Annotated in this window: 15 protein-coding genes; 10 read left to right on the top strand and 5 right to left on the bottom strand. The window is 66.4% G+C overall.

The window, feature by feature from the left end:
• The first annotated feature begins 12 nt into the window (after window positions 1-12).
• Window positions 13-2,295, top strand: coding sequence for an MMPL family transporter (locus AC0QU1_RS05660; RefSeq protein WP_483575037.1), 2,283 nt, complete (start codon window positions 13-15; stop codon window positions 2,293-2,295).
• Window positions 2,296-2,382: 87 nt separating this feature from the next.
• Here the strand turns inward: AC0QU1_RS05660 and AC0QU1_RS05655 are convergent, their stop codons facing one another.
• Complete coding sequence (locus AC0QU1_RS05655; protein WP_483576636.1) at window positions 2,383-3,027, bottom strand: TetR/AcrR family transcriptional regulator; 645 nt, start codon at window positions 3,025-3,027, stop codon at window positions 2,383-2,385.
• A gap of 41 nt (window positions 3,028-3,068) precedes the next feature.
• Between AC0QU1_RS05655 and AC0QU1_RS05650 the strand changes: the two genes are divergently transcribed.
• The 5 genes from AC0QU1_RS05650 to AC0QU1_RS05630 all read left to right on the top strand — a co-directional run bounded on the left by AC0QU1_RS05650 (window position 3,069) and on the right by AC0QU1_RS05630 (window position 9,793).
• A complete protein-coding gene (locus AC0QU1_RS05650) occupies window positions 3,069-3,977 on the top strand; it encodes an SDR family NAD(P)-dependent oxidoreductase (RefSeq protein WP_483575035.1) in 909 nt (302 codons plus the stop codon).
• Between the two features lie 46 nt (window positions 3,978-4,023).
• A protein-coding gene (locus AC0QU1_RS05645) for an IS5 family transposase (RefSeq protein ID WP_483572811.1) occupies window positions 4,024-4,972 on the top strand; the annotation gives its coding sequence in 2 pieces (ribosomal slippage) (window positions 4,024-4,392 and window positions 4,394-4,972; 948 coding nt in all).
• A gap of 264 nt (window positions 4,973-5,236) precedes the next feature.
• Complete coding sequence (locus tag AC0QU1_RS05640; RefSeq protein WP_483576635.1) at window positions 5,237-7,036, top strand: AMP-dependent synthetase/ligase; 1,800 nt, start codon at window positions 5,237-5,239, stop codon at window positions 7,034-7,036.
• Between the two features lie 104 nt (window positions 7,037-7,140).
• Complete coding sequence (locus AC0QU1_RS05635; RefSeq protein ID WP_483575033.1) at window positions 7,141-8,232, top strand: acyltransferase family protein; 1,092 nt, start codon at window positions 7,141-7,143, stop codon at window positions 8,230-8,232.
• Window positions 8,233-8,269: 37 nt separating this feature from the next.
• Window positions 8,270-9,793, top strand: a complete 1,524-nt coding sequence (locus tag AC0QU1_RS05630; RefSeq protein ID WP_483575031.1) for an acyltransferase family protein — start codon at window positions 8,270-8,272, stop codon at window positions 9,791-9,793.
• Window positions 9,794-9,839: 46 nt separating this feature from the next.
• Here the strand turns inward: AC0QU1_RS05630 and AC0QU1_RS05625 are convergent, their stop codons facing one another.
• The 4 genes from AC0QU1_RS05625 to AC0QU1_RS05610 form a co-directional block, all read right to left on the bottom strand.
• Window positions 9,840-11,078, bottom strand: a complete 1,239-nt coding sequence (locus AC0QU1_RS05625) for an arginine deiminase (RefSeq protein ID WP_483575029.1) — start codon at window positions 11,076-11,078, stop codon at window positions 9,840-9,842.
• Between the two features lie 25 nt (window positions 11,079-11,103).
• Complete coding sequence (locus AC0QU1_RS05620; RefSeq protein WP_483575027.1) at window positions 11,104-12,564, bottom strand: basic amino acid/polyamine antiporter; 1,461 nt, start codon at window positions 12,562-12,564, stop codon at window positions 11,104-11,106.
• Between the two features lie 183 nt (window positions 12,565-12,747).
• Window positions 12,748-15,462 carry a helix-turn-helix transcriptional regulator gene (locus AC0QU1_RS05615; protein WP_483575025.1) on the bottom strand — a complete coding sequence of 905 codons (2,715 nt, stop codon included), beginning with the start codon at window positions 15,460-15,462 and terminating at the stop codon, window positions 12,748-12,750.
• An 87-nt stretch (window positions 15,463-15,549) separates the two neighbouring features.
• On the bottom strand, window positions 15,550-15,696 hold the full coding sequence (locus AC0QU1_RS05610; protein ID WP_483575023.1) for a hypothetical protein: 147 nt from the start codon (window positions 15,694-15,696) through the stop codon (window positions 15,550-15,552).
• 174 nt (window positions 15,697-15,870) lie between these two features.
• On the opposite strand from AC0QU1_RS05610, the gene AC0QU1_RS05605 reads away from it, so the two are divergent.
• The 4 genes from AC0QU1_RS05605 to AC0QU1_RS05590 all read left to right on the top strand — a co-directional run bounded on the left by AC0QU1_RS05605 (window position 15,871) and on the right by AC0QU1_RS05590 (window position 22,667).
• Complete coding sequence (locus AC0QU1_RS05605; RefSeq protein ID WP_483616404.1) at window positions 15,871-16,479, top strand: sodium:calcium antiporter; 609 nt, start codon at window positions 15,871-15,873, stop codon at window positions 16,477-16,479.
• A gap of 383 nt (window positions 16,480-16,862) precedes the next feature.
• A complete protein-coding gene (locus AC0QU1_RS05600) occupies window positions 16,863-17,246 on the top strand; it encodes a PLDc N-terminal domain-containing protein (RefSeq protein ID WP_483575021.1) in 384 nt (127 codons plus the stop codon).
• A gap of 820 nt (window positions 17,247-18,066) precedes the next feature.
• On the top strand, window positions 18,067-20,958 hold the full coding sequence (locus tag AC0QU1_RS05595; RefSeq protein WP_483575019.1) for an NACHT domain-containing protein: 2,892 nt from the start codon (window positions 18,067-18,069) through the stop codon (window positions 20,956-20,958).
• Between the two features lie 719 nt (window positions 20,959-21,677).
• Entirely contained in the window at window positions 21,678-22,667 is a 990-nt protein-coding gene (locus AC0QU1_RS05590; protein ID WP_483575017.1) for a hypothetical protein, read from the top strand.
• Window positions 22,668-22,737: the final 70 nt, after the last annotated feature.

Raw genomic sequence — 22,737 nt, 5'->3', positions numbered from 1 at the left:
TTGGAGAAGCCCGTGACCGACGTCCCGCCTCCGTCCACCGCTCTCGAACGCCTCGGCGACGCCACCCACCGTCGGCGGTGGCTGGTGCTGGTCACGTCGCTCGTCGTGCTCGCCGGACTGGCCGCGATCGCCGCCGGTGCGCTGTCGTCCTTCGTGCTGAACCGGTGGGAAGCGGCGGGAAGCGAGTCGGTGGCGGCACAGCGGGTGATGCGGGACGAGTTCGCCACCGGCAACGCCAACCTGATCCTGCTCGTCACCGCCGAGGGCGGCGACGTCGACGACCCGGCGGTGGCCGCGTCAGCGAGCGCCGTCGCCGACGAGCTCGCCGGGGAGGACGCGGTGGGCGAGGTGTGGTCCTACTGGTCCCTGGAGGGCGATCCGACGCTGCGCAGCGAGGACGGCGCCTCGGCCATGGTTCTCGCCCACGTGACCGGCGATGCCACCGCGGCCCGCGCCGCCATCGCCGAGTACATCCCCGCCTATACCCGCGAGGACGACGCGATCAGCGTGCAGGTCGCCGGTTCGGAGGCGGCTTCCACACAGATCAGCGCTCAAGCCACCCAGGACTTCGTCCGGGCCGAGCTGATCATCATCCCGCTCATGCTCGTCCTGCTGGTCGTCATCTACCGGCGCGTGAGCTCTGCCCTCCTGACTCTGGGCGTCGGGCTGTTCTCCGTCATCGCCACCCTTGCCGGGCTCCGCGCGCTCACCTCCGTCGTGGAGATCGCCAGCTTCGCCGCCAACATCGTGCTCGTCATGGGGATCGGACTCGGGGTCGACTACAGCCTGTTCGTCATCTCACGCTTCCGGGAGGCACTGGCCCGCGGCGCCACGGTGCGCCTCGCCCTGCGCGAGACACTGGACACGGCCGGCCGCACGGTGGTGTTCAGCGGCCTGACCGTGGCCGCTTCGGTGGCCGTGCTGCTCGCCCTGCCCTTCCCGTTCCTGCGTTCCTTCGCCTACGCCGGCGTCCTGGCCGTCGTCACGGCCGCCGTCGGCGCACTGATCGTCCTGCCCGCTGCTCTCGCCGTCCTCGGCGAACGCATGTCGCGGCGTGCCGTGACGATCCCGGCACCGAAGCCCGTGGAGGCCGGCCGCTGGTACCGGATCGGGCAGCGTGTCATGCGGCGACCGGTCCTGTGGGGCGGGGCCGCACTCGTGGCACTCCTGGCCCTGGCTTCCCCCGCTCTCGGACTGCAGATCGGGGTACCCGACGACCGGGTGCTCGCCCAGGGCTCCTCCGTGCGCGACACCTACGACCAGCTCCGCGAGGACTTCCCGACCGAGGCCAACGACGCCCTCCAGGTCATCGAGACCGGTCACGCCTCCCCCACCAACACCCGCGTGGCCGCCTATGCGGCGGACATGTCCCGGATCGACGGGATCGCGCAGGTCAACTCGTCCGTCGGCGTCTTCGTCGACGGCGCCCGGACGGCCGACGGCGACGAGAGGCTCGACTCCGGAGACACGCTGCGGCTCGACGCCGTTCCCACCCGTGAGGCCGTCGACGGCATCGGAGGCGACCGACTCGTCACTGAGATCCGCGCCCTCGACAGCCCGTTCGACGGCACTCTCGTGGGCGGCTACCCCGCGCAGCTCGCGGACTTCCGTGCAGCCCTCCTGGAGCGGCTGCCGCTGATCACGGGACTCATCCTGCTCGTGACCTTCGTGCTGCTGTTCCTCCTCACCGGCAGCGTCCTCATGCCGCTCAAGGCCACCGTGCTGAACCTGCTCAGCGTCGGCGTCATGTTCGGCGTGCTGACCGTGGTGTTCCAGAACGGGTTTCTCGCCGACGCGATCGGCTTCACCCCGGTCGGCACCCTCGACCCGGCGTTCCCGATCCTCATGTTCTGTGTCGTCTACGGACTGTCAATGGACTACGAGGTCTTCATGGTCTCCCGCATCCGCGAGGAGTACGAACGCACCGGTGACAACGACCGCGCCGTGCTCGCCGGGCTACAGCGCAGCGCCCCGCTCATCACCGCCGCTGCCCTCACCCTCGCGGTGTCCTTCGCGGTCTACGCCACGGGCTCGGTCATGTACCTCCAGATGATCGGCATCGGCGTCGCCGTGGCGATCCTCATCGACGCCACCATCATCCGCGGCGTCCTGGTGCCCGCCTTCATGCGCCTCGCCGGCTCCGCCAACTGGTGGGCCCCCGCCTTCCTCACACCCGTCTTCCGCCGATTCGGACTCCGCGAACAGCCGGCGACACCGATCCCGGCACCGACCTCCGCACCGACCCCACCGGCAGCAGAGGCACCCACCGCCCCCAGCACCCGATCGCGGTCGTGACACCTGGACGGACGGGCACGACCGAGGCGTCCCGCCACCCACCAGGACCGGATGGGTGACGCAAGCCCACGTTCCGTGCGTGCTGGGTCAGCCGAACGTGGTGGCGACGCCCTGGACGGCGACGTCGACTGCGCGGCGCAGTGCGGCCGGCAGATCCTGCTCGTGGGCGGCGAGGCTGCTCATGGTGGTGCTGACCAGTGCGCCGAGGAGCGCGCCCACCGCGGCGGAGGCGGTCACTCGGTCGATCCGGTCGGGGTAGGCATCGTGCAGCGCGTCGGCAAGTCTCAGCTGCGCGTCGGCGAGCCGGTGCAGGGCGCGGGCGCGCAGTGCGGGCACCGAGTTGAGCAGCCGCAGCCGTAGCGGGCCGAGGTCGGTGGCTTGGGCCAGCGCGGCGGGGTGGGCCACGGACATTCGCTCGACGGCCCGGACAAGCACATCGAGTGGCTCATCACCGGCCGCGCGGCCGGCCACCACGGCAAGCGCAGTCTCAGTGCCCTCGTCGCTCGCGGCGAAGAAGACGTCGTCCTTGTTCGGGAAGTGCGTGAAGAAGGTCCTGATCGACACGTCGGCGGCGGCCGCGATTTCCGCTACCGAGGTCTCGTCGTACCCCTGCTGATCAAACAGCTGCATCGCGGCGTCGACCAGCGCTTGACGGGTGCGTTGCTTCTTGCGCTCGCGCAGACCAGGTCCAGTCATGTGGACAGCATAGCCGCACACCATGCATGATTGCATCAGATGCAACAATGCATTGTATGCAACGAGGAGGGCGAAGCATGGAGACGTTCGACGGCACGACGGCGTTCATCACTGGAGGGGCACAAGGCATCGGACTCGGCATGGCGCGTGCCTTCGCACGCGAGGGCGCGAACCTGGCCCTCGCCGATCTCGACACCGCGGCGCTCGACCGCGCGCGGGACGAACTCGCCGAACTCACCACGGTCGCGGCCTTCGAGCTGGACGTACGGGACAGGACGGCGTTCGAGCGCGTGGCCGACGAGGTGGAGACCCGGCTCGGGCCGGTCTCAGTGCTGTGCAACAACGCCGGCGTGGGCAGTGGCCTCGGCCTAGCCGAGATGACCTACGCCCAATGGGATCTCGTCATCGGGGTCAACCTCGGCGGTGTCGTCAACGGTATTCAGACGTTTCTGCCGCGGATGGTCGACCGCGGCGGACCAGGCCACGTCGTGAACACCTCGTCCGGGGCCGGTCTGGCCGTCATGGCCGGCACCGAGTTCATGTACCACACAGCCAAGTACGCGGTGGTCGGCATGTCCGAAGCGCTTCGGCGGCTACTCGACCCGCACGACATCGGGCTCACTGTCCTGTGCCCCGGCCTGGTGGCAACCAACATCGCCGCCACCAGCCGGACACACGAACCCGACACCCCGCACCAACGCAGCGCTGACGAGCAAGCCGCAGTGGACCAAGCCTGGGCCGTCCGAGAGGCACTACTGGGCAACCTCGGCCTTGACCCGGATGAGGTCGGCGACATGGTGCTCGCCGCGATCCGCGCCAACCAGCTCTACCTCCACACCGACCGAATCATGGCCGACGCCATCGCGACCCGAACCACCGCACTGCTCGAGGCGATGCCCCCGGAAACCGAACACGACCGGATGGTCGCGGCCGCGATGCGCCAACAACTCGCACGCCACCAACCCACCCCACCCGAGAACAGCTAGGGCGTGTCTCCCATATGTGGGCTGAGGTGTGCGGCAGCCTGGTCGGGTGACTTCTTCGCGGTATCGGGTGTTGTCGGATGAGCAGTGGGGGCGGATCGAGCCGTTGCTGCCCTCGAACGCGGGCCGGCGCGGGCATCCGTTCTGGGACAACCGGCGGGTAGTGGAAGGGATCATCTACCGCTACCGGGCCGGGATCCCGTGGCGGGACCTGCCTCGTGAGCACTTCGGGTCGTGGAGGACGGTCTGGAAGCGGCACCGCCGCTACGCCGACGACGGCACCTGGGACAAGGTCCTGGCCGGGCTGCTGGCCGCGGCGGACGCGGACGGGAAGATCGACTGGAACGTGAGCGTGGACGCCACGATCAACCGTGCTCATCAGCACGGCACGAACACCACGCGTCCCGAGCGGGACACAGGGGGCGAGAGCGAATCACACGAAACTCCCTGAGGGGTTCGTCCCCAGCCCGCTCGGCGGGGAACGTGAACCGGCAGGTCATGGCATCGGTAAGTCACGTGGCGGCCTGACCAGCAAGATCCATCACGCGGTGGACGGTCATGGACGCCCGCTGGCCGCGATCGTCACGGGCGGGCAGCGTAACGACGGGGCCATGCTGGCCGAGGTCCTAGCCGACATCCGCGTCCCGCGCCAGGGACCGGGCCGCCCGCGCACCACCCCTGATGCGGTGATCGCCGACCGCGCCTACACCAGCGGCGTCAACCGCAGGATGCTCGCGGCCCGGCACATCCAGACCGTGATCCCGCAGAAGAAGGACGAGATCGCTGCCCGCAAACACAAAGGCTCAGCCGGAGGACGACCACCAGCCCTGGACGCCCGGACCTACAAGCGACGCAACGTCGTGGAACGCTCCTTCGCCCTGACCAAGCAATGGCGCGCCCTGGCGACCCGCTACGACAAGCTCGCCATCACCTACCGCGCCGCCGTCGTCCTATCCGCCTGCACCATCTGGGCACGCCATATGGGAGACACGCCCTAGGGGACTGCTGCACGGATGGGTGACACCTGACTTGTTGCCGCGACTGGGGTGAAGGCCGGGGTGAAGACTCCCGCAACCGTCAGATGGGCGGCCCACCTTCCTCGAAGTTGGAGTTGTCCGGAGCGAACCGGCTCCAGGCGACTTGGAACCCACTGAGAGGACCCACCCATGACAATGACGGCCCACCGTCTCACGACCGCTCCGGTCGGCACGGCCACCGACCCCCTCGCCAGCCCAACCGGAATCCACGAAGCCGCGACGCCCATGCTGACGGATCTGCCCGTCACGTCGAATCTCAATGACCTGCTCGCGAGCCGCTTGGCGTCCAGCGCCGACCACGTTTTCAGCGAGGTCAAGGAAGCGCAGGGCGAACCCTGGCGAGCGGTGACGGTCGGCGAGTTCGAAGCCGACGTGGTCGCCGTGGCCAAAGGGCTCGTCGCCCGGGGCATCGCGCCGGGCGACCATGTGGGGATCATGTCCCGCACCCGGTACGAGTGGACAGTGCTCGACTTCGCGATCTGGGCAGCGGGCGCGATCCCGGTGCCAATCTACGAGACGTCCAGCGCCGAGCAAGTCCAGTGGATCTTGTCGGACGCCGCGGTCGACCTGCTCGTCGTTGAGACCACCGAGCACGCCGCGACAGTCGAGCAGATACGCGCTGAAACCCCGACCCTGCGCGAGGTGCTCATCCTCGACGCCGGCGCGATCGACGCGCTCACGACCCTCGGCGCCGAAGTGCCCGACGCGGAGATCGTGCGACGGCGCTCGTTGGCGTCGCTGGACGATCTCGCGACGATCGTCTACACCTCGGGCACGACTGGCCGCCCCAAGGGTGTCGAGCTGACCCACGGCAACTTCGCCTCGCTCGCCGTGAATACCGTCCGACACGCGCCGGAGGTGTTCGAGGATGGTGGTCGCACGCTGCTGTTCCTGCCCCTGGCGCACGTTTTCGCCCGGTTCATCCAGGTGCTGGCCGTAGCTGGCGGTGTGGTCCTCGGCCACGTGCCGGACGTCCGGACGCTTTCCGATGACCTGGGTGAGTTCCGGCCCACGTTCCTGCTCGCCGTGCCACGAGTGTTCGAGAAGGTCTACAACTCGGCGGAGCAGAAGGCCGCGCAGGGCGGCAAGCTTCGCATCTTCCAGTGGGCCACCCGTACCGGAATCTCCTGGTCGCGCGCGCTGGACACCGGGCGAGGGCCCTCGTTCTGGCTCAAGCTCCAGCACAAGATCGCCGACCGGTTGGTGTTCGCCAAGCTGCGCGCGGTGCTCGGCGGCCGAGCCAGGTATGCCGTCTCGGGTGGGGGGCCACTGGGCGAGCGCCTCGGTCACTTCTACCGCGGTCTGGGGCTGCAGGTCCTTGAGGGCTACGGCCTGACCGAGTCCACCGCCCCGACCAGCGTGAACCTCCCAGGGCGCACCAAGATCGGCTCGGTGGGCGTGCAGCTCCCGGGCTGCGCTGTCGTGATCGCGGCCGATGGGGAAATTCTGTTGCGTGGTCACCACATCTTCCGCGGCTATCACAAGAACCCCGAGGCCACGGCGGAGGCGTTCGATGACGGGTGGTTCCGCACCGGCGACCTGGGCGCGTTGGACGCCGACGGATTCCTGACGATTACGGGGCGCAAGAAGGAGATCATCGTCACCGCAGGTGGCAAGAACGTGGCCCCGGCCGTACTCGAGGACCGCGTCCGTGCGCATGCGCTGGTGAGCCAATGCGTTGTGGTCGGTGACAACCGGCCCTTCGTCGGCGCGCTGATCACGCTCGACTCCGAGGGTCTGCCCGGCTGGCTGTCCATGCACGACAAGCCCGATCTGACGGTTGAGCAAGCGCTGACCGATCCGGATGTCCTGGCCGCCGTCGACAAGGCAGTGACGCGTGCGAACGAGGCCGTGTCCGCGGCCGAGTCGATCCGCAAGTTCACCCTTCTGGCCGGCGACCTGACCGTCGAGAACGGCTATCTCACGCCGAAGCAGAGCGTGCGTCGCGCGGCGGTCGTCAAGGGGTTCGCTGCCGAGATCGAGCGTCTCTACGGCGACGCGCACGCGACGGCGTCAGCACGGTGAGCGTGCCGGTGACGGCGGGCGCCCATCAGGGGCCGCCGGTACGAAGCGTTCAGGCCCGAAAGCTTGACGCCCTGGTCGACGCCACGCCCGCGTCCCGGGACCGGGTGGTTGACCTCGTCCGGGCGGCAAGCATCTGCGTGGTGGTCCTGTGGCACTGGACGTTCTCCATCACCCACTGGACCACGAGCGGTGCGTTGACTATGCCGAACCCCATCCACCAGGTGCCCGGCGGCTGGGCCGCGACGTGGGTACTGCAAGTGATGCCCGTGTTCTTCCTCGTCGGCGGCTTCGCGAACCTCGCCCGCTATCAGGCGGACCTGCGCGACGGCCGCGGTGCCACCGGGTTCGTGCGAACGCGGTTGCGCGGCCTCCTCGTGCCGGTCCTGCCGTTGCTCGCGCTGTGGGCGGTGTTCGACCTGGCGATGCAGGCCGCCGGGATGCCCAGCGTCCTGCAGTGGGGCATGGTCATCTTCGTTCCGCTGTGGTTCCTCGGGGTCTACGCCGGTGTGATCGCCGCCGTACCGATCACCGCGCGCCTGCACGCACGGTGGGGTTGGCGGGTGCCCGTGGTCCTGGCCGGCGTCGCACTCGGCGCGGACGTGCTGCGCCTGGGCGCTGGGCAAGACACTCCCGCCATCTGGATGGTCGGCTCCGCCGCTGTGTGGCTCTTTTGTCACCAGCTCGGCTACTTCTGGCGGGACGGGACCCTCCTTGCCGGGGGACGCCGCCGAGCCGCCGTCGTCGCGGCTGCAGGCCTGGCCGCGCTGGTCCTGCTGACCACGATCGGCCCCTATCCGCGCTCCATGGTGGCGGTGCAGGGCGATGCCATGGGCAACATGTTCCCAACCACCGTGGCCATCGCGGCCCTCGCCACGTTCCAGCTCGGCCTGCTGCTCCTGATCCGTCCCCGGCTGCAGGCATGGCTGCAGCGGCGCCGGCCGTGGCGCGCCGTGGTGGCCGCCAGCTCGGTGGCCATGCCGGTGTTCGTCTGGCACATGACAGCCCTGGTGGTCTTCCTGTGGCTTTACGGACTGGCCGGGTTCACCCCGGCCGCCGAGGCGACCGCGGCCTGGTGGCTCACTCGCCCGGTCTGGGTCATAGGCCCCGGCCTGCTGCTCGCCGGGATTCTGGCGGTGGTCGGCAGAGCCCGGTCCCACCGCGACAAGAACAGCACGACGACCGAGAACGACACATGACCCCGCGCACTCACTGTGCGCGAAGGAAGGAAGACCCATGCCGAAGATCCACGAGCTAGCCACTCGTACCCCGTCGACGCGGCGGCGTCACGTCGACCTGTTCCGGGCCGTGGCCATGGCCGCGGTTGTGGTGGGGCACTGGATGATCATGACGGTCGAGCGCGACCCGTCCGGGCGCCTTACTGGCTTCACTGCCCTACCGGAGCTGGCCGCACTACACCCGATGACCTGGGTGTTCCAGGTCATGCCCCTCTTCTTCCTGGTCGGGGGCGTGGCGAACGCGATCTCCTGGACCCGGCACCGGGACCGCGGGGGAACGGCGGGCCAGTGGCTCCTTGACCGCAGCGGCCGGCTGTTCCCGCCGGTGACCGCACTCCTGCTCACGACCGCGGTCGGCGCCGTCGTCGCCGGCTGGGCGGGTGTCCCGCCCGCGGACATCGCCCAGGCCGTCGCGCTCGTGACGCTGCCGCTGTGGTTCCTCGTCGTCTACCTCGGCGTGATCGTGCTGACCCCGCCGATGCACCGACTCCACGAGCGGTTCGGCCTCGCCGTGCCCGCCGTGCTGCTCGCAGCCGTCGTGATCGGTGACGTGCTGCGCCTGACCACCGGGAGCAAAGCCTGGGCGTTCGGCAACTTCGTGTTCGCATGGATCGCCGTCCACCAGGCCGGTTTTGCCTGGCAGGACGGCAGCCTGAGGCTGACCCGACGTCGTGCCGCGGTGCTGTTCGCCGGCGCGCTGGCCGTACTGGTCCTGCTCACGGGTCCCGGTCCGTACCCGGTGAGCATGGTCTCGGTGCCGGGGGCCGCGATCCAGAACCCGTCGCCGCCGACGGTCGCCCTCATGGCCCTGGCCGCGGCACAGATCGGCCTCGCCGCCCTGGTCGCGGGTCCGGCCGAGCGGTGGCTCCGACGTCGGCGGCCGTGGGCCGCGGTGATCGGGACCAACGCCGTCGTACTGACGGTCTACCTGTGGCACATGGTCGCGGCACTCGCCGGCGCTCTGCTGCTGGACGCCGTCGGCCTGCTCCCGTCGTCCGCCGTCTACTCCAGTGCGTGGTGGCTGGGGCGTGTGCCATGGATCGCAGCGCTGGCAGTCATGCTGGTCGCGTTCGTGGCCGTGTTCGGACGGATCGAGACGCGCACACTGGTACGCAAGCTGGACACCTCTGCGGCCCGTAAGACGTCCGAACCGGGTGCCGGCGGCGCGATCGGGCGCTCGCCGCGGCGCGGCGCGCTGACCTCGACGCTGTCCGCGGTGCCGTCCTCGATTCCAGTGGTCACCGGTGCTTATGCCGCCGCGATCCTGGGCATGTTCTGGCTCGCGTCGGCCGACCAGGGACCGCACGGCCCGTTCATGGTCCCGACCGGGGCCTTGCTCCTGGTGCTCGGCGGCGCGGTCGTCCTGCGGCTCGGTCGTTCCGTGTCGGCCGCCGTGCCGCGCCCTGGCGGGGTGCGCGAGCCCGAGCCCGAGCTCGTCACGGCCGGCCCGCCGCGTGTGCTGGAGGAGTGCGGTCCGGCTGACGCGGGTGCAGTCACGTACGAGGCCGCTCGAACAAGGTGACCTCGTACGCGCTCTGACAGCGGGGAACCAGGACTCCGTGGAACTCCTAGAGCTCCACGGGATCCCGCGAGATCGGGCACGTCATGCAGTGGCCACCGCCGCGGCCCCGGCCGAGCTCGGCGCCGACGATCGTGACGACCTCCACACCGGCCTTGCGCAGCAGGGTGTTGGTGTGGGTGTTGCGGTCGTAAGCGAAGACGACACCAGGCTCGACGGCCACGACGTTGTTACCGCTGTCCCACTGCTGGCGCTCGCCGGCGTACCAGCCGCCGCCGGGCTCGATCGTGCGCAACCGGGCCAGACCCAGTGCGTCGGCGACGACCTCGACGAACGGCACAGTCTCCTCTGTGACCTCGACGCCACCGTCGTCGGCGGGGCGGAGTGAGAACGGGTGGATGCCGTCAACGATGTCGGGGTAGTAGGTGACCAGGTCGCGGTCGGCGAACGTGAACACCGTGTCGAGATGCATGGCCGAGCGGAGCTTGGGCATGCCGGCGGCGACGACACGTGTAGCGGCGCCGGCCGTGAAAAGGCTCGCCGCGACCTGGGTGATGGCCTGGCGCGATGTGCGTTCGCTCATGCCGATGAGCACGGCGCCGTTACCGATCGGCATGACGTCACCGCCCTCGAGCGTGGCCTGTCCCCAGGGCTGCTCGGGGTCACCCCACCAAACCGTGTTGCCGGTGAAGTCGGGGTGGAATTCGTAGATCGCCTTCATGAGCAGGGTCTCGTCGTGGCGGGCGGGCCAGAAGAGGGGGTTGAAGGTGACGCCGCCATAGATCCAGCAGGTCGTGTCACGGGTGTAGATGGTGTTGGGCAAGGGCGGCATGAGGTACTCGTTGACGCCGGTGGACTCGCGGGCCAAGGCGGTATACCCGGGACGGAGGTCGTCGGGCAGGTCGCGCGTGGACAGGCCGCCGATCAGGTAGTCGGTCAGGTTCGCGTCGTCGAGTGATTCAAGGTAGGTGCGGGTGTCCTCCACCAGCCCCAGGCCGACCTCGTTCGCGACGACCTTCCGGTTCAGCAACCATTCCTTCGCTCCGGGTACCGCGAGGGTCTGGGCCAGCAGATCGTGCAGCTCGACGACCTCGACCCCGCGATCTCGTAGCTTGACGACGAAGTCGTGATGGTCGCGCTTGGCGTTCTGCACCCACAGCAACTCGTCGAAGAGAAGCGCGTCCTTGTTGCTCGGTGTGAGCCGCTCGTGCCCCAAGCCCGGTCGGCACACGAGCACCTTGTTGAGCCTGCCGACCTCCGAGTGGACGCCGTACGAAGCGTTCGGCATGGATGCCTCCCTACGGGTACAGCAATCAGATCTGCACGGAACCTGTGGCCAGAAGCACGAGGCCGACCACGGCGAAGGCGGTGACCACGACGAAGGTCACCAAGCCGGGTGTGGTGAACACCGTCGCGCGCTGTTCCCGGCGTGCGACGTAGTAGAGCACTGTGGCGGGGGCAAGCAGGAGGCACGCAAGAAAGAGGAACACGTACCCGGCAGCCCAGATTAGGAAGAGGGTGTAGATCGTCGAGACGACCGCGATCACCAGCTCACGGGTGCGAAGGCCGGCGCGGACCTCCTCGTACCCGTCGCTGCGCAGTGCGATCTTGACAGCGTAGGCACTGGCAAGGGCGAACGGGGCCAGGGCGAGGGCTGCGGTCAGGTCGAGCGTGAAGTCGAGGGCATTGCTGACGAACTGCACGGCGAACAGGATGAGCGTGACGAAGATCGAGGTCCACAGCACCGCGTTCTGCGGTACCTCGCGTGGGTTCAACCGTGCGAAGTACCGCGGAAGATCTTCGTCCCTGGCGGCCGCATAGGCGACGTCGGCGGCAAGCAGCTGCCAGGCGAGATAGGCGCCCAACACGGAGACGATGAGGCCGACCCTGATGAGTACCCCGCCCCACGGCCCGACTGCCTCCTCGAGCACGCCTCCTACCGACGGTTGCTGGAGAGCGGCGATCTCAGCCTTGGGCAGGATCCCGTAGGACAGGATCGAGATGCTCGCGAACAGCGCCAGCACCGAGAGGAAGCCGAGCACCGTGGCACGCCCGACATCCTTTCGCTTCTTGGCGTAGCGGGAGTAGACACTTGCGCCCTCGATGCCCAGGAACACGAAGACCGTGATCAGCATGGTGCCCTGCACCTGCAGGAACAACGATTCGCCCCCGGGCACGTCGTAGCCGCCGGTGAGATTCCCGACGAAGACGTCCCAGTCGAAGAAGACGATGACCAGGACAAGGAATAGCGCGAGCGGCACGAGCTTGGCGACCGTGACGATGGCGTTGATCGCGGCCGCCTCCCCGACACCTCGGCGGATCAGGAGGTAGAAGCCCCACACAGCGGCAGCCGAGATGAGAAAGGCCGTCCACGTATCTCCCTCCCCGAGGACAGGTTCCAGGTCCGGGAAGAGCTGCGACAGGGTGGTCATGATGAGCACCCAGTAGAAGGCGTTGCCAGCACACGCCGAGGCCCAGAACCCGAAAGCCGACAGGAAGCCGGGATAGACACCGAACCCCTCGCGGGCGTACACGTACACACCGTTGTCGAGGGTAGGCTTACGGACCGCAAGGGACTGGAACACGAAGGCAAGCATGAGCATGCCGAGGCCCGCTATCGTCCACGCAATCAGGGCACCGTAGACACCCGTCTCGCTCGCGAACCGCGCCGGTAGCTGGAATACTCCGGCCCCGACCATCGAGCCGACCACCATCGCGGTCAGGGCTGGAAAGCTGAGTTTCGCGGTGCCGGTCTCTTCGGTCGTAGAAGTCATCGTGCCCCTCGCGTCCCCGACTGGCGCCGCACCCGCGAGGTGGGAGTTCACGTCCCGCTCGGCATCACGCCACTCCGTGTTTCTACGGTTAGCACGCGCTGTCAATAACCGCAGCCCGAAAGGACGATTCGACGGGAACTTAACGGGTAGACGACGGGCAGACCATGATATTGCTCGACACCGTCATATCTCCTCGGGTGTCGGACGCGCTTCGTGTCGTGGCTCGTCCTCCACGAGCAGACCGAGGTTTACGGCACGAGCCAGAGCGTCTTCACGGGCCCGCACGCCGAGTTTGGTATACAGCGCGCGTAGCTGAGCCTTGACCGTGTTGATCGACACATAGAGTCGGCTGGCGATCTCGGCGCGCGACGCGGTCGTAGCCAGGATGTGCAGGACCTCAACCTCACGAGGCGTCAAAGCAGGCACCTGGACCTCGTTCCACAGTCGCTGACCGATGATCGGAGGAACAGCCGCGCAGGCCGCCGCCACGGTCGAGCGTGCTTCCTCCGCAGCATCGCGTTCGAGTCCTTCCAGCAGCGCAGCCCGGTCCTCCTCGGACAGCAGGGTGACTGGCCAGTGGAGCCCTTGGTGCACCATCAGCGCGGCAAGGGTCGTCCCGAACGGCGACACGTTCAGCCCGGAGCGAGTTCGCTGCGCCACCGTGACCCCCGCGACAGCGACGAGCGCCTCCTGCAGCGGTGTACCGGTCGTGGCCTGGCCCTGCGCGAGCAGGGCGACAGCCTCTTGGTCGGCATTGCGAGCGGCGGCGATGATCGCACGCAGGGCGCTGTCGGCAGCGCGCGCACGACCCCGAAGTCGCTGCCGAGCGTCCTCACGCGCCGCGCCGGTAGCCAGTCGTAGCATGCTGCGCATCGCACCCAGACGCCCCTTGACGCTTGATAGTGTCGATTCTCGCAGGCGATCGCGGCGAAGCTGATCGAGTGACCGCTCGGCTTCGTCGACATGACCGCACATCGCCTGCGCTATTGCGCTCGCCCCGCCCAGGAACTCCCAGTGCTCGATCGTGTCCAGGTGCGGCAGGAGCGGCTCAAGCTCTTGCAGCGCTGCCCGCGCTCTGCCGTCGTCGATGTGCACCCAGGCCTGGGCGATGTTGCGGAACGCGCCCTGGTAGGCGTCGATCCAGCTCTCGGGCCAGGCCTCAGGGCGGACGGTGGCAAGTTCCGCACGCACCGCCGTATAGCGGCCGTCCAGAACGTAAGTCATGGCGCGCCCGCAGGCTGCGACGTTCGAGTAGTGCGCCCAATTGCGTTCGGCGGCCAGTGCCGACAGCACGTTGTAGGCGTGACGTGCCCCGGCGAGGTCATCACCGTAAAAGAGGCTGGTGGCGGCTTGGGAGACAGCGAGCGCGGTCGCCCCGTCGAGTGTTCGGTCGCTTGATCCGTCATCCTCCCGGACTGCGGTGAGTTCGCGCAGGGTCCGTCGTGCTGTGTCGAGCATTCGGACGCGCTGGCCCAGAAACCGCCAGGCGGCCGTTTCGAGGCCGTACATCACCACCCTCTCAGAGCGCGGGGTCGACGCCGTTCGTCGACGCGATATGAGGGCGGCTGCAGCCAGGAACTCAACGGCGCGCGGTCGAGTTGTGGCTCGAGCGTTCAGAGCGAGCCCATAGAACATGGCGAGGAATGGATGGTCCCGGACCTGGACGGCGGGGAGCGCGCCGAGCCTTCGGGCGATGCGGGCCGAGTCCTCGCGCGCCAGTGGGAACGCCCGCACCATCAGCTGGTCGGCGTAGTCGAGGTCTCCGGCCCGGAGCGCGTACTCGATCGCGTGGGAGGGATCGTTGTGGTGGCGCACGAGCCAACGCGCCACGGCGGCAAGCACGTTGGGCACGTAGGACGAGTGGGCATCGGCATACTGAGCGGCTGCTACGGCGCGCACGTGGTCGCTCAGCCGGAACGCCGCGCATCCGTCGGGGAGCTCTGACCAGTATCCGACGCCAGCGCGTTCGAGCGCTGCCAGCAGGTCCGCCCCTGCGATGGCACCAGGCCCGGCCGGGGTGTCCGCGAGGACGTCTGCCAGTGCCACGTCGGCGTAGGGGGCAAGCGCCAGCGCGCCAAGGAGGTCGAGCAGACGGCTGTCGGTGACACGTGCGGCAAGGTCGTTCCGGATCCCGGCGGCGAGTGTGGAGGCGACGTCGGGGTGGCCTGACGCCTCTTCTGTCCTCGGTCTCCGGCTCGCGCGCGAGCGCTGGAGCAGGTCGAGTACGTACCGCAGCTCCATGACGGAACGGTAGGACGGTTCTGCCACGAGCGACCCGAGCGTGGGTGCATCGATCGAGAGTCCGCTCATCTCGACGATGGAGCGGATCTCGTCGTCGGTCAGGGCCATTTCGTCGGTATCGAGGATCTGCATCCCAATGGTGGCGCGCGTCGTCGGGCCTTCGAGGAGCGTCTGGAAGCGGCCGGCGACGATACAGCGCAGGGTCGATACGCGCTGCAGGAGCGCCACCAGGTCGAGGCACACGTCGTCCCAGAAGTCACCGGAGGCTGCGAAGTCGTCGAGTACCAGCACCACCGGGCGCGTTGTCGACAAGACCCGTTCGAGTGCGCCACGGACGAGATCTGCGGAGTCCGCGACCGTGGCCAGCTCACGGTACAGGCTGGCGTCGTCGAGCAGCCCAGCACGATGCAGATGGGTCAGCACGCGCACCCAGAACCCGGCGCGCGACTGCGTCTGGGCGTCAAGCGTGATCCAGACGGCCGCGACATCCGTGTCCTGCCTCCCGGCGACCCACTGGGCGAGAAGTGTCGTCTTGCCCGTACCGCCCGCACTGCGCAGGACACACAGCGGCGTGCCCTCCTCCAGCCGGCGCACGAGCCGCTCCCGGGCAACGATCTGGGGCGGCACTCGTGGGACGCCGACAAGATCCTTCGGCATGACTCGTACCTCTACCTCCTCTTCGGGCGTCCGTCGATCCCGCCGCAGCGGTCCTGACGAGTCGCCACGGCGGGGACTCTGCCGAGCTCAGTCGCTCCGAGCGGGTCTAGCCAAAGCACGCAGTGCCCCACCGAGCAGGCCGTACAGAACTCCCAGTCCGATCGCGAGCGCGCTGATGCCGAATGCCACCACGGATTCCTCGGCGACGATGATGTTCTGCTCGGAAAGCTGCATGTGCTGGTCATCAGCGTGGCCTGCACACAACGTTCGTGAGGCCCCACTGGATACGCTAACGCTGAGCGGTCATCATCGCCTCTGCCTGAGCAGACAATCACCGGTCAGAAAGGGCGCAATGGGTGGCATAACACTGCAACGGGCTGCCCTTCGCGGCATTGGTAATCTCGCTGCATGCATCCGGCGATCTGGATCGCTCTCGGTCTTGTCGCTCTCACGGCAGGTGCGGAGCTCGTTGTCCGGTATGGTTCCCGGCTCGCCCGACAGCTCGGTGTACCCCCGATCATTGTCGGCCTGACGATCGTCTCGATCGGGACCAGCGCCCCGGAGCTGGCAGTCGGGATCGACGCCATGCTGCACGACGCCGGGTCGCTCGCACTGGGCAACATCGCCGGCACCAACACGCTCAACCTGCTGCTGATCCTCGGGTTGTCGGCGATGCTGCGACCCCTCGCCCTCGGCCCGCAAACCCTCCGCACTGCTCTTCGGCCCGCCCGCTGTCGAGGTCGACCGTCAGCTACTCGCCGTCGATCTTCCAGTCATGGCGTTGGCCGCGCTCGCGTGTATCCCGATCTTCGTGACCGGCGCCCGCATTCGCCGGCGCGAGGGCACACTCTTCGTCACGGCATATGTCTTCTACCTGGCATCTCTGATCGTCGTTCGAGCGTGATCGCGCAGAACAGGCCCGCGGCCGGCTTCGGGCCAGCCCCACCCTCATCGCCAGGACGGCAGCCGAGCAGTTCTCCGGGCGGAATTAGCCCCGTAGATCGCCCTTCAGGCTGAATCCCGAGGCGACACCTGTCATGAGCCGAGCATTGGGCCCGACCCGTGACCGAACCCCTGGGCAGCATTGTCCCCTGGGCAGTCCGCCGGTCCGCGAACCGCCGTCCACCGGTGACGTGGGGGCGAGATGCGGGGTGAGAACCACGGCAGTTCGACGAACGAAGAACCGGCGGCCCAGAGTATTGAAGCGTTGACGGGCGGCACGCATCGCGACCCGCCACCGAGACGCCCACCCGCGAGAAGTCCCCGAGAAGGCGAGAAGTCCCCGATGAACCAACTGACCCCGACCCTCCACCGTCGAGGCGGCAGGCACTGCATGGCCAGCCCTATCGCCCACGACGCTGTTTGACACGACACAGCACAACTCCAAGAAAGGAAGCCTCATGCTCCCCGTCACGGCCTACTGGCTCACGCTCGAGATCTTCTTCCTCGTCGCCTACCTCCTCGTCCTGTCCCAGGTGCTCCTCGACGTGCTCCGCGACCGTCACATCGGCGGCCTCGCCCAGGCGCTCTGGGTCTTCTTCCTACTGCTCGTCCCGCTGGGCGGACTCCTCGTGTACCTCATCGCCCGCGGGCCTCGCATGGCGCACAGGCGGCGGGCCGTCGTCCGAGACACCGAGTTCCAGACCCAGGAGTACATCCGCACGGTCGCGGGCACAGGCGCGGCCCAACAGATCAGCATCGCTAGAGACCTCCGCGATGACGGGACGATCAGCGCCGAGGAATTCATCCACCTGAAGACCACAGCTCTCGCGACCACGGTTTAGAGAAACCGGCCGGGCCCGGTAGGGCCGCCGCGGCGCCATCGACGTCGCAGCGGCCACGGCCCGATCCCATTCGGAGGTCCTGCCATGGAAAGCACCACAGTTCCGCCGGGAAGCCCAGCCGGCACGACAGCAGTGGTCGCGTTCGACGCCCTGGCCGCAGCGCGCCCTGCGCTCTTGTTGCGGGGCTCAAGTTCTACAAACCCTTCAGGCCCGGAGATCCGCAGATCTCCGGGCCTGATTTCGTAGCGGGGGCGGGATTTGAACCCGCGACCTCTGGAACTTGCCGTGCCCGAGATGTCCCACTACGGAAAGGTCTGGAGTCGGCGGGATCTACCTTGGTTTCTCGGGAGATGTCCCAACTGACAGCCACGATGCTAACGCACCCTCGGTGGAGCTGCCTGGGGTCGGATGGATCTGCCTTGGTTCAATCTGTTGCCTTCTTGTTGCGGGGGTCGAATCGTGGTGGGGCTGGTCGCTCCCGTCCCCGCGGCGCTCGCACTGACCGCGCCCACCAGACCACAATCTCGGTTGACGCGATCCTGTTCCATCACGCTGAAGGACCTGACCAGGTCTACGGGATCCGGCCGACTGACCGGACCGTTCGAGGACGACCGCATGTGCAGGGGAGCTCAAGTGCGACGCGAGGCTTACCCCGCCAGGGGCACTCACTTGCACGTGCCCACGTGCACGCGGCGGATCTCCCTGGGTGTCCTGTCGGCGTCCGCATAGCCAAATCACCCGCTGACAGCACAACATTCAGGGGTGCGACATGTCCTGCCGTAGTAGCGTGCCGGATACCACAATCGAGGGAGCCTGAAGCGTGCTGGAATCTGTGGTCGCCGACCTTGCCGTTGCCGCTCTACTGCGCATGGGGCGGCAGATTGAGACCGCAGCGAAGTCGCGTCGAGATCCGGACGCCGCAGAAGACTTGGCGGCCTGCGAGGCCCTCAGTTCGATGAACTTCGAGAAATCCACTCTTCGTCTCAGCGTACACCTGCCAAAAGACGTCACTGATGCCAGCATCAGCAAGACCCTATCTACCCCTGAGGCAGAGGCAATATCCTTTGAGGTTCTTGCGCTTGTGTTGACTGAATCTCTCGGCCCAGCGAGGGCTCGCATCGCTGAACGATGGGCTGACATGATCGCCAGACTTCAACCTGCGGCAGCCAAGATCGCTGACGAACTCCTTGAAAGACTAATCCTCCACTACGAGATCGCCGCCAGGATAGTCCGCGATGGCTACCCGCGCGCCTACTTCCGTCTGCGCGAAGAATCGCATCACCGCAGAATCAGCTGCGTTCTGGAAGCGATCCATCGGAGCTTAGAGCGGTCAGAACGAACGATATCGCCTGACGAAGTCGATCGCTTCTCAAAGTTGTATCGAAGCCAGGTCCGTCAAGGCCACAAGTACATCACACCGCCTGATTTCGAGAGCCGGAAGACTGTTGCGGTGGAAGAGCTGTACGTAAGTCCGACGATAAAGGTCGACGGGTCCTCAGACGAAGAGGGTCGCCAGGTCGCCGACCTATTTCAGGAAATCGACCGGACCGTCCTTCTCGGCGACCCGGGGCACGGAAAGTCAACCGCGAGCCAAGTCTTAATCTACCAAGCGGCTCAACGTTCGGACGCACCCCTGCCATTCCTGGTTGTCCTTCGCGATTTTGCGGGGGCAGGCCTTGAAAACTCGGTGGTGGAATACCTTGAAAATCGCTTATCGAAGGTCTATCAATGCGCGCCCCCAGCAGGTTATGTCGAACACGTCCTCGACACTGGTCAAGCATTCGTCGTCTTCGACGGTCTCGATGAGCTTCTAGACACCTCTCACAGACGCGACGTCACCGACACGGTGGCCCTGTTCTGCAACAGGTACCCACTGGTCCGGACTCTTGTCACTTCGAGAAAAGTCGGATATTACCAAGCGCCCATGGATAGGAATCAGTTCCGCGTTCTCGAACTTAGCGGCTTCGATCGTTCGCAAGTCGAGGAGTACGTCGCGAAATGGTTCACCCAGGAGGTCCTCACTGCCGATGAAGTTGCCGCATGGACCAGAGCCTTCATGAGAGAGAGCGAACCCGTAACGGATCTAACTCGCACACCGCTCTTGCTGGCGTTAATGTGCATTATCTACCGTGGAGAGCGTTCGCTACCGCGGAATAGGCCAGCTGTCTACGAGCGATGTGCCACGATGCTCTTCGAGAAGTGGGATAGAAGCCGCGGCATAAGTTTGGAGCTGCGGGCGGGCCCACTTGTGGATCCGGCAATGAAACACCTCGCGTACTGGATATTCTCCACAGACGAGGGCGACGGTGTCACGGAGTCAGCCCTGGTGCGTGAGACAAGATCCTACCTACACGGGAGATCGTTCGAACTAGAAGCTGACGCCGAGGCTGCCGCACGTGAATTCGTCGAGTTTTGCCGTGGTCGCGCATGGGTCTTCTCCGATGTTGGCTCAACAGCAGAGGGTGAAGCCTTATACAAGTTCACTCACCGGACATTTCTGGAATACTTCGCCGCCTACCATCTCTACCGAACCATCGATACGCCTGAGGAACTTGCTCGTACTATCAGCGAGAAGGTGGCCCAGGCAGAGTGGGACGTCGTTGCGCAACTTGCGGTTCAGATCGCGGATAAGCAGAGCGATCGCGGCGCGATTAGGATCTTCGATGTGCTCTTGAAAGAGACGGTTGACAAGGATCACCACGAGCGGGTGAACGTTCTGGCGTTCCTTACTCGATGCCTCTCGTTCGTGCATCTGTCACCATCCGTGCTTCGTCAACTGGTTAGAGATTGCCTCGCTGTTCTGCCGGCGAGCGATTTGAATACAGGTTTCTTCTACCAGGACCCGATTTCAATTCTCTTCATGAATGCTCACTTTGTCGACGAGGATGTCGTAGAGAGCGAGCTGCGCGACGCCTTGGATAAGCATGTTCGCGGGGCGGACGTGGGGCGGCGACTGGTAGCGCTTTCTTTTATCAGTTCACCTGGGATTGTTCTTGAATTCCGGCGCATGCCTGATGGCAACGTGGCGCGGTGGCACGCGATGTTTGAGGAACTGGCGAGCAGCTACAAGGGTGCATATGTTGACGAGTTCGGAAAGGATCTAGAACTTTCTGCACATTGCTTTCAGCGTGGCTGGTTCAGCCTTTCGGAGTATCTTGACGCTTTTGATCGAGGTCTGGATCCCATACTGATGAGTATACCGATTAGGTGCCGGCCTTCAGCGCAATATGTTCCATATGTAAATTTCCTGATCGAGAGCACTATTCTAGGTGCCGCGTCAGATCAAGGGCCGGAACGGTCGCTGGATCACGTTCTCTGGGAACTCGGTGAAGTTGCCGATTATGGGGGGATGCGTGTTCGGAACGGCCTCTCGCTTTGTGGTGTGAAGGCTGATCTGCTCCTGTCGGACCAAGCAGAGGGCTCGGCAGGAACTGACTTCAAACTGACAGAACGCCAGTTACTTGGTGCGGGTATCCTTTTGGCCTGCGCGACCGAAGCGCCGGATAGTCGCACATTGTTGCGGGCTGGCTGGGGTAATTTGCGGCAGATGCACACCTGGCTAGAGCGACGCGGCAGCGAGGCAGCGAAGGATCCGGTTCCTTGGGCCGCGGAAAATGGGGATCTCGCTCTTCTGTATCGCTGGGTACGAGGCGAGATCAGTTTCTTCTCGCCGGCGCCCGAGCCTGAGTCGGACCCACCGGCACTCGACTGAGAGGTGCCGGCGGGGTCCAGGATGGCCGTTCCATCGGACCCCGCCGTGCTTCACCGCTAGGTCCCGAACTGCTCCAGGATCGATCGGCGATCGGGGCCAACGGCTGGCCTCACGATGTAGTGCTTTGCCGTCACCGCCGAGTGTGAGTGCCCGAGCTGCGCTGCCGCCGCCTCGATGTCGGCCCCGCGCTCGACGGCTGTGCCGACGCTCGTGCGGAACGTTTTTGGAGTGATCCACGTCCACTCAGGGTGCCGCTCGCGGAAGTGCGCCACTGCCGGTCAACGGTCGTCACCTCGCGCAGCCCGCCCCGCTCTGAGGGGAACACGAGGTTCAGGTCCCCGGGAGACGCCTACGAGGGCGAGCGCACTCAGCTTCACGTCCGAGCGAACCAGTTCGTGTAGCTCGTCCATCGTGCCCCCTGCAGCCTGGACCACCGCATCACGCCCAGCAGGTACTTCTCCGTGTGACTTCCGGGGTGTTCCGTGCCCGGCCTGGCTGACCGCATTCTGGCTGTTCAGCACCGGAGGCGGAGTTGCCTCGGAGACGTCGCTGGACGTACCTCGGCGTATCAATTCGTGCAGAAGACGTGCAGCGGGGGCGCTCCAGCGCGTGGTCAAAGCGTGCACTGCACGAAATCGGCTCTGGCTGCGTGGCAAGGACCAGTGTTCTCGGTCGGAAGCGAGGTTCGTGGCATGGGAGCGTTCCGGGACAATGGCTGGGTGACCGACGAGGAGGCTTCCCCTGAGCAGCGGTTCTACGATGCTGCCTCGCGCTGGTCTTCTACCTCGGGGCATGATCCGAGGGACCTGATCGGCGGTGCGGTCCAGGCACTGGTGGATGACCTCGACTCTCCTGCACTGCGCGAGCTCGCCGGAGCGTCACCATGGGAGCGGACCGACGAGATCCAAGCACTTCTGGACGCCACCCTCGACGAGCTCAACATCCCGCGACCGGGCGGTGCGGACCCGTGGAAGCGGATCATGAGCGGCGGCCGAATCTTCTCGCGGCTGCCGAAGGAGACGATCCGCTTCGAGGTGACATCCGCGGGTGCCGCGGTCACCGGTCACCAGCTGCTCGTCTTCGTCGACGAAGTCGAGATGACGTCCAAGGGCGCCGGCATGGGCATGGATCCCTTCGACGTGCTGGTTCCCCACAACCGGCTGATCGCTACCCAAGATGCGCGGCAGGTTCCGATCGCGCGCTGTGAGTGCGGTGTGTACGGGTGTGGCTCCACCGACGTGAACATCGTCCGGGACGGCGATGTCGTGCACTGGGACTGGCTCATCGATGTCCCGATGCGCCACGGCGTGACGTTCAAGGCCGACCAGTACGACGCGGAGGTCGCCCGCATCGGATCGGACCACAGCTGGGAGCGTCCACAAGACACGACCGCGCGACTCGTCCTCGAGCAAGCGGACCGAGAGACGCTGGCCGCGCACGGCCTGAGCATCTCCTGGGCTGCAGCGGACTACCGGGACTCGTCAAGATTCGTGGTGTCGCTCATGACCACCGACACCACGTTCCAGGTCTTCCTCCGAGTGAACAGCACCGGCAAGACACCGGACGTCGTCGCGGCGGACGTACTGGCACTCCTGGAAAAGCCGCCGTCGAAGTGGACGGCGACGTACCACTCCATCCAACCGAAGGTCACCTCACGGCCGGCCATGGCCGGATGGCGATGGAAACAGGAGCTCATCGGTTTGCGGTAAGGCACCCGGAAACAGGAAAGGCTGCCTGACCGAGGAATTCGCCGGTCCGGCTGTCCTCGAAGTCCTGCCG

The sequence above is a fragment of the Promicromonospora noduliphila genome, assembly GCF_056951025.1.
Note: the sequence above shows the minus strand (reverse complement) of the source record. Positions and strands in the feature narration are given on the sequence as shown.

Excerpts from the sequence above, each read along its gene's own strand:
- AC0QU1_RS05655 (WP_483576636.1), bottom strand. The coding sequence starts at position 3,027 with ATGCAATCATGCATGGTGTGCGGCTATGCTGTCCACATGACTGGACCT.
- AC0QU1_RS05650 (WP_483575035.1), top strand. The coding sequence starts at position 3,069 with ATGGAGACGTTCGACGGCACGACGGCGTTCATCACTGGAGGGGCACAA.
- AC0QU1_RS05640 (WP_483576635.1), top strand. The coding sequence starts at position 5,237 with ATGCTGACGGATCTGCCCGTCACGTCGAATCTCAATGACCTGCTCGCG.
- AC0QU1_RS05630 (WP_483575031.1), top strand. The coding sequence starts at position 8,270 with ATGCCGAAGATCCACGAGCTAGCCACTCGTACCCCGTCGACGCGGCGG.
- AC0QU1_RS05625 (WP_483575029.1), bottom strand. The coding sequence starts at position 11,078 with ATGCCGAACGCTTCGTACGGCGTCCACTCGGAGGTCGGCAGGCTCAAC.
- AC0QU1_RS05620 (WP_483575027.1), bottom strand. The coding sequence starts at position 12,564 with ATGACTTCTACGACCGAAGAGACCGGCACCGCGAAACTCAGCTTTCCA.
- AC0QU1_RS05615 (WP_483575025.1), bottom strand. The coding sequence starts at position 15,462 with ATGCCGAAGGATCTTGTCGGCGTCCCACGAGTGCCGCCCCAGATCGTT.
- AC0QU1_RS05610 (WP_483575023.1), bottom strand. The coding sequence starts at position 15,696 with ATGCAGCTTTCCGAGCAGAACATCATCGTCGCCGAGGAATCCGTGGTG.
- AC0QU1_RS05605 (WP_483616404.1), top strand. The coding sequence starts at position 15,871 with ATGCATCCGGCGATCTGGATCGCTCTCGGTCTTGTCGCTCTCACGGCA.
- AC0QU1_RS05600 (WP_483575021.1), top strand. The coding sequence starts at position 16,863 with ATGCTCCCCGTCACGGCCTACTGGCTCACGCTCGAGATCTTCTTCCTC.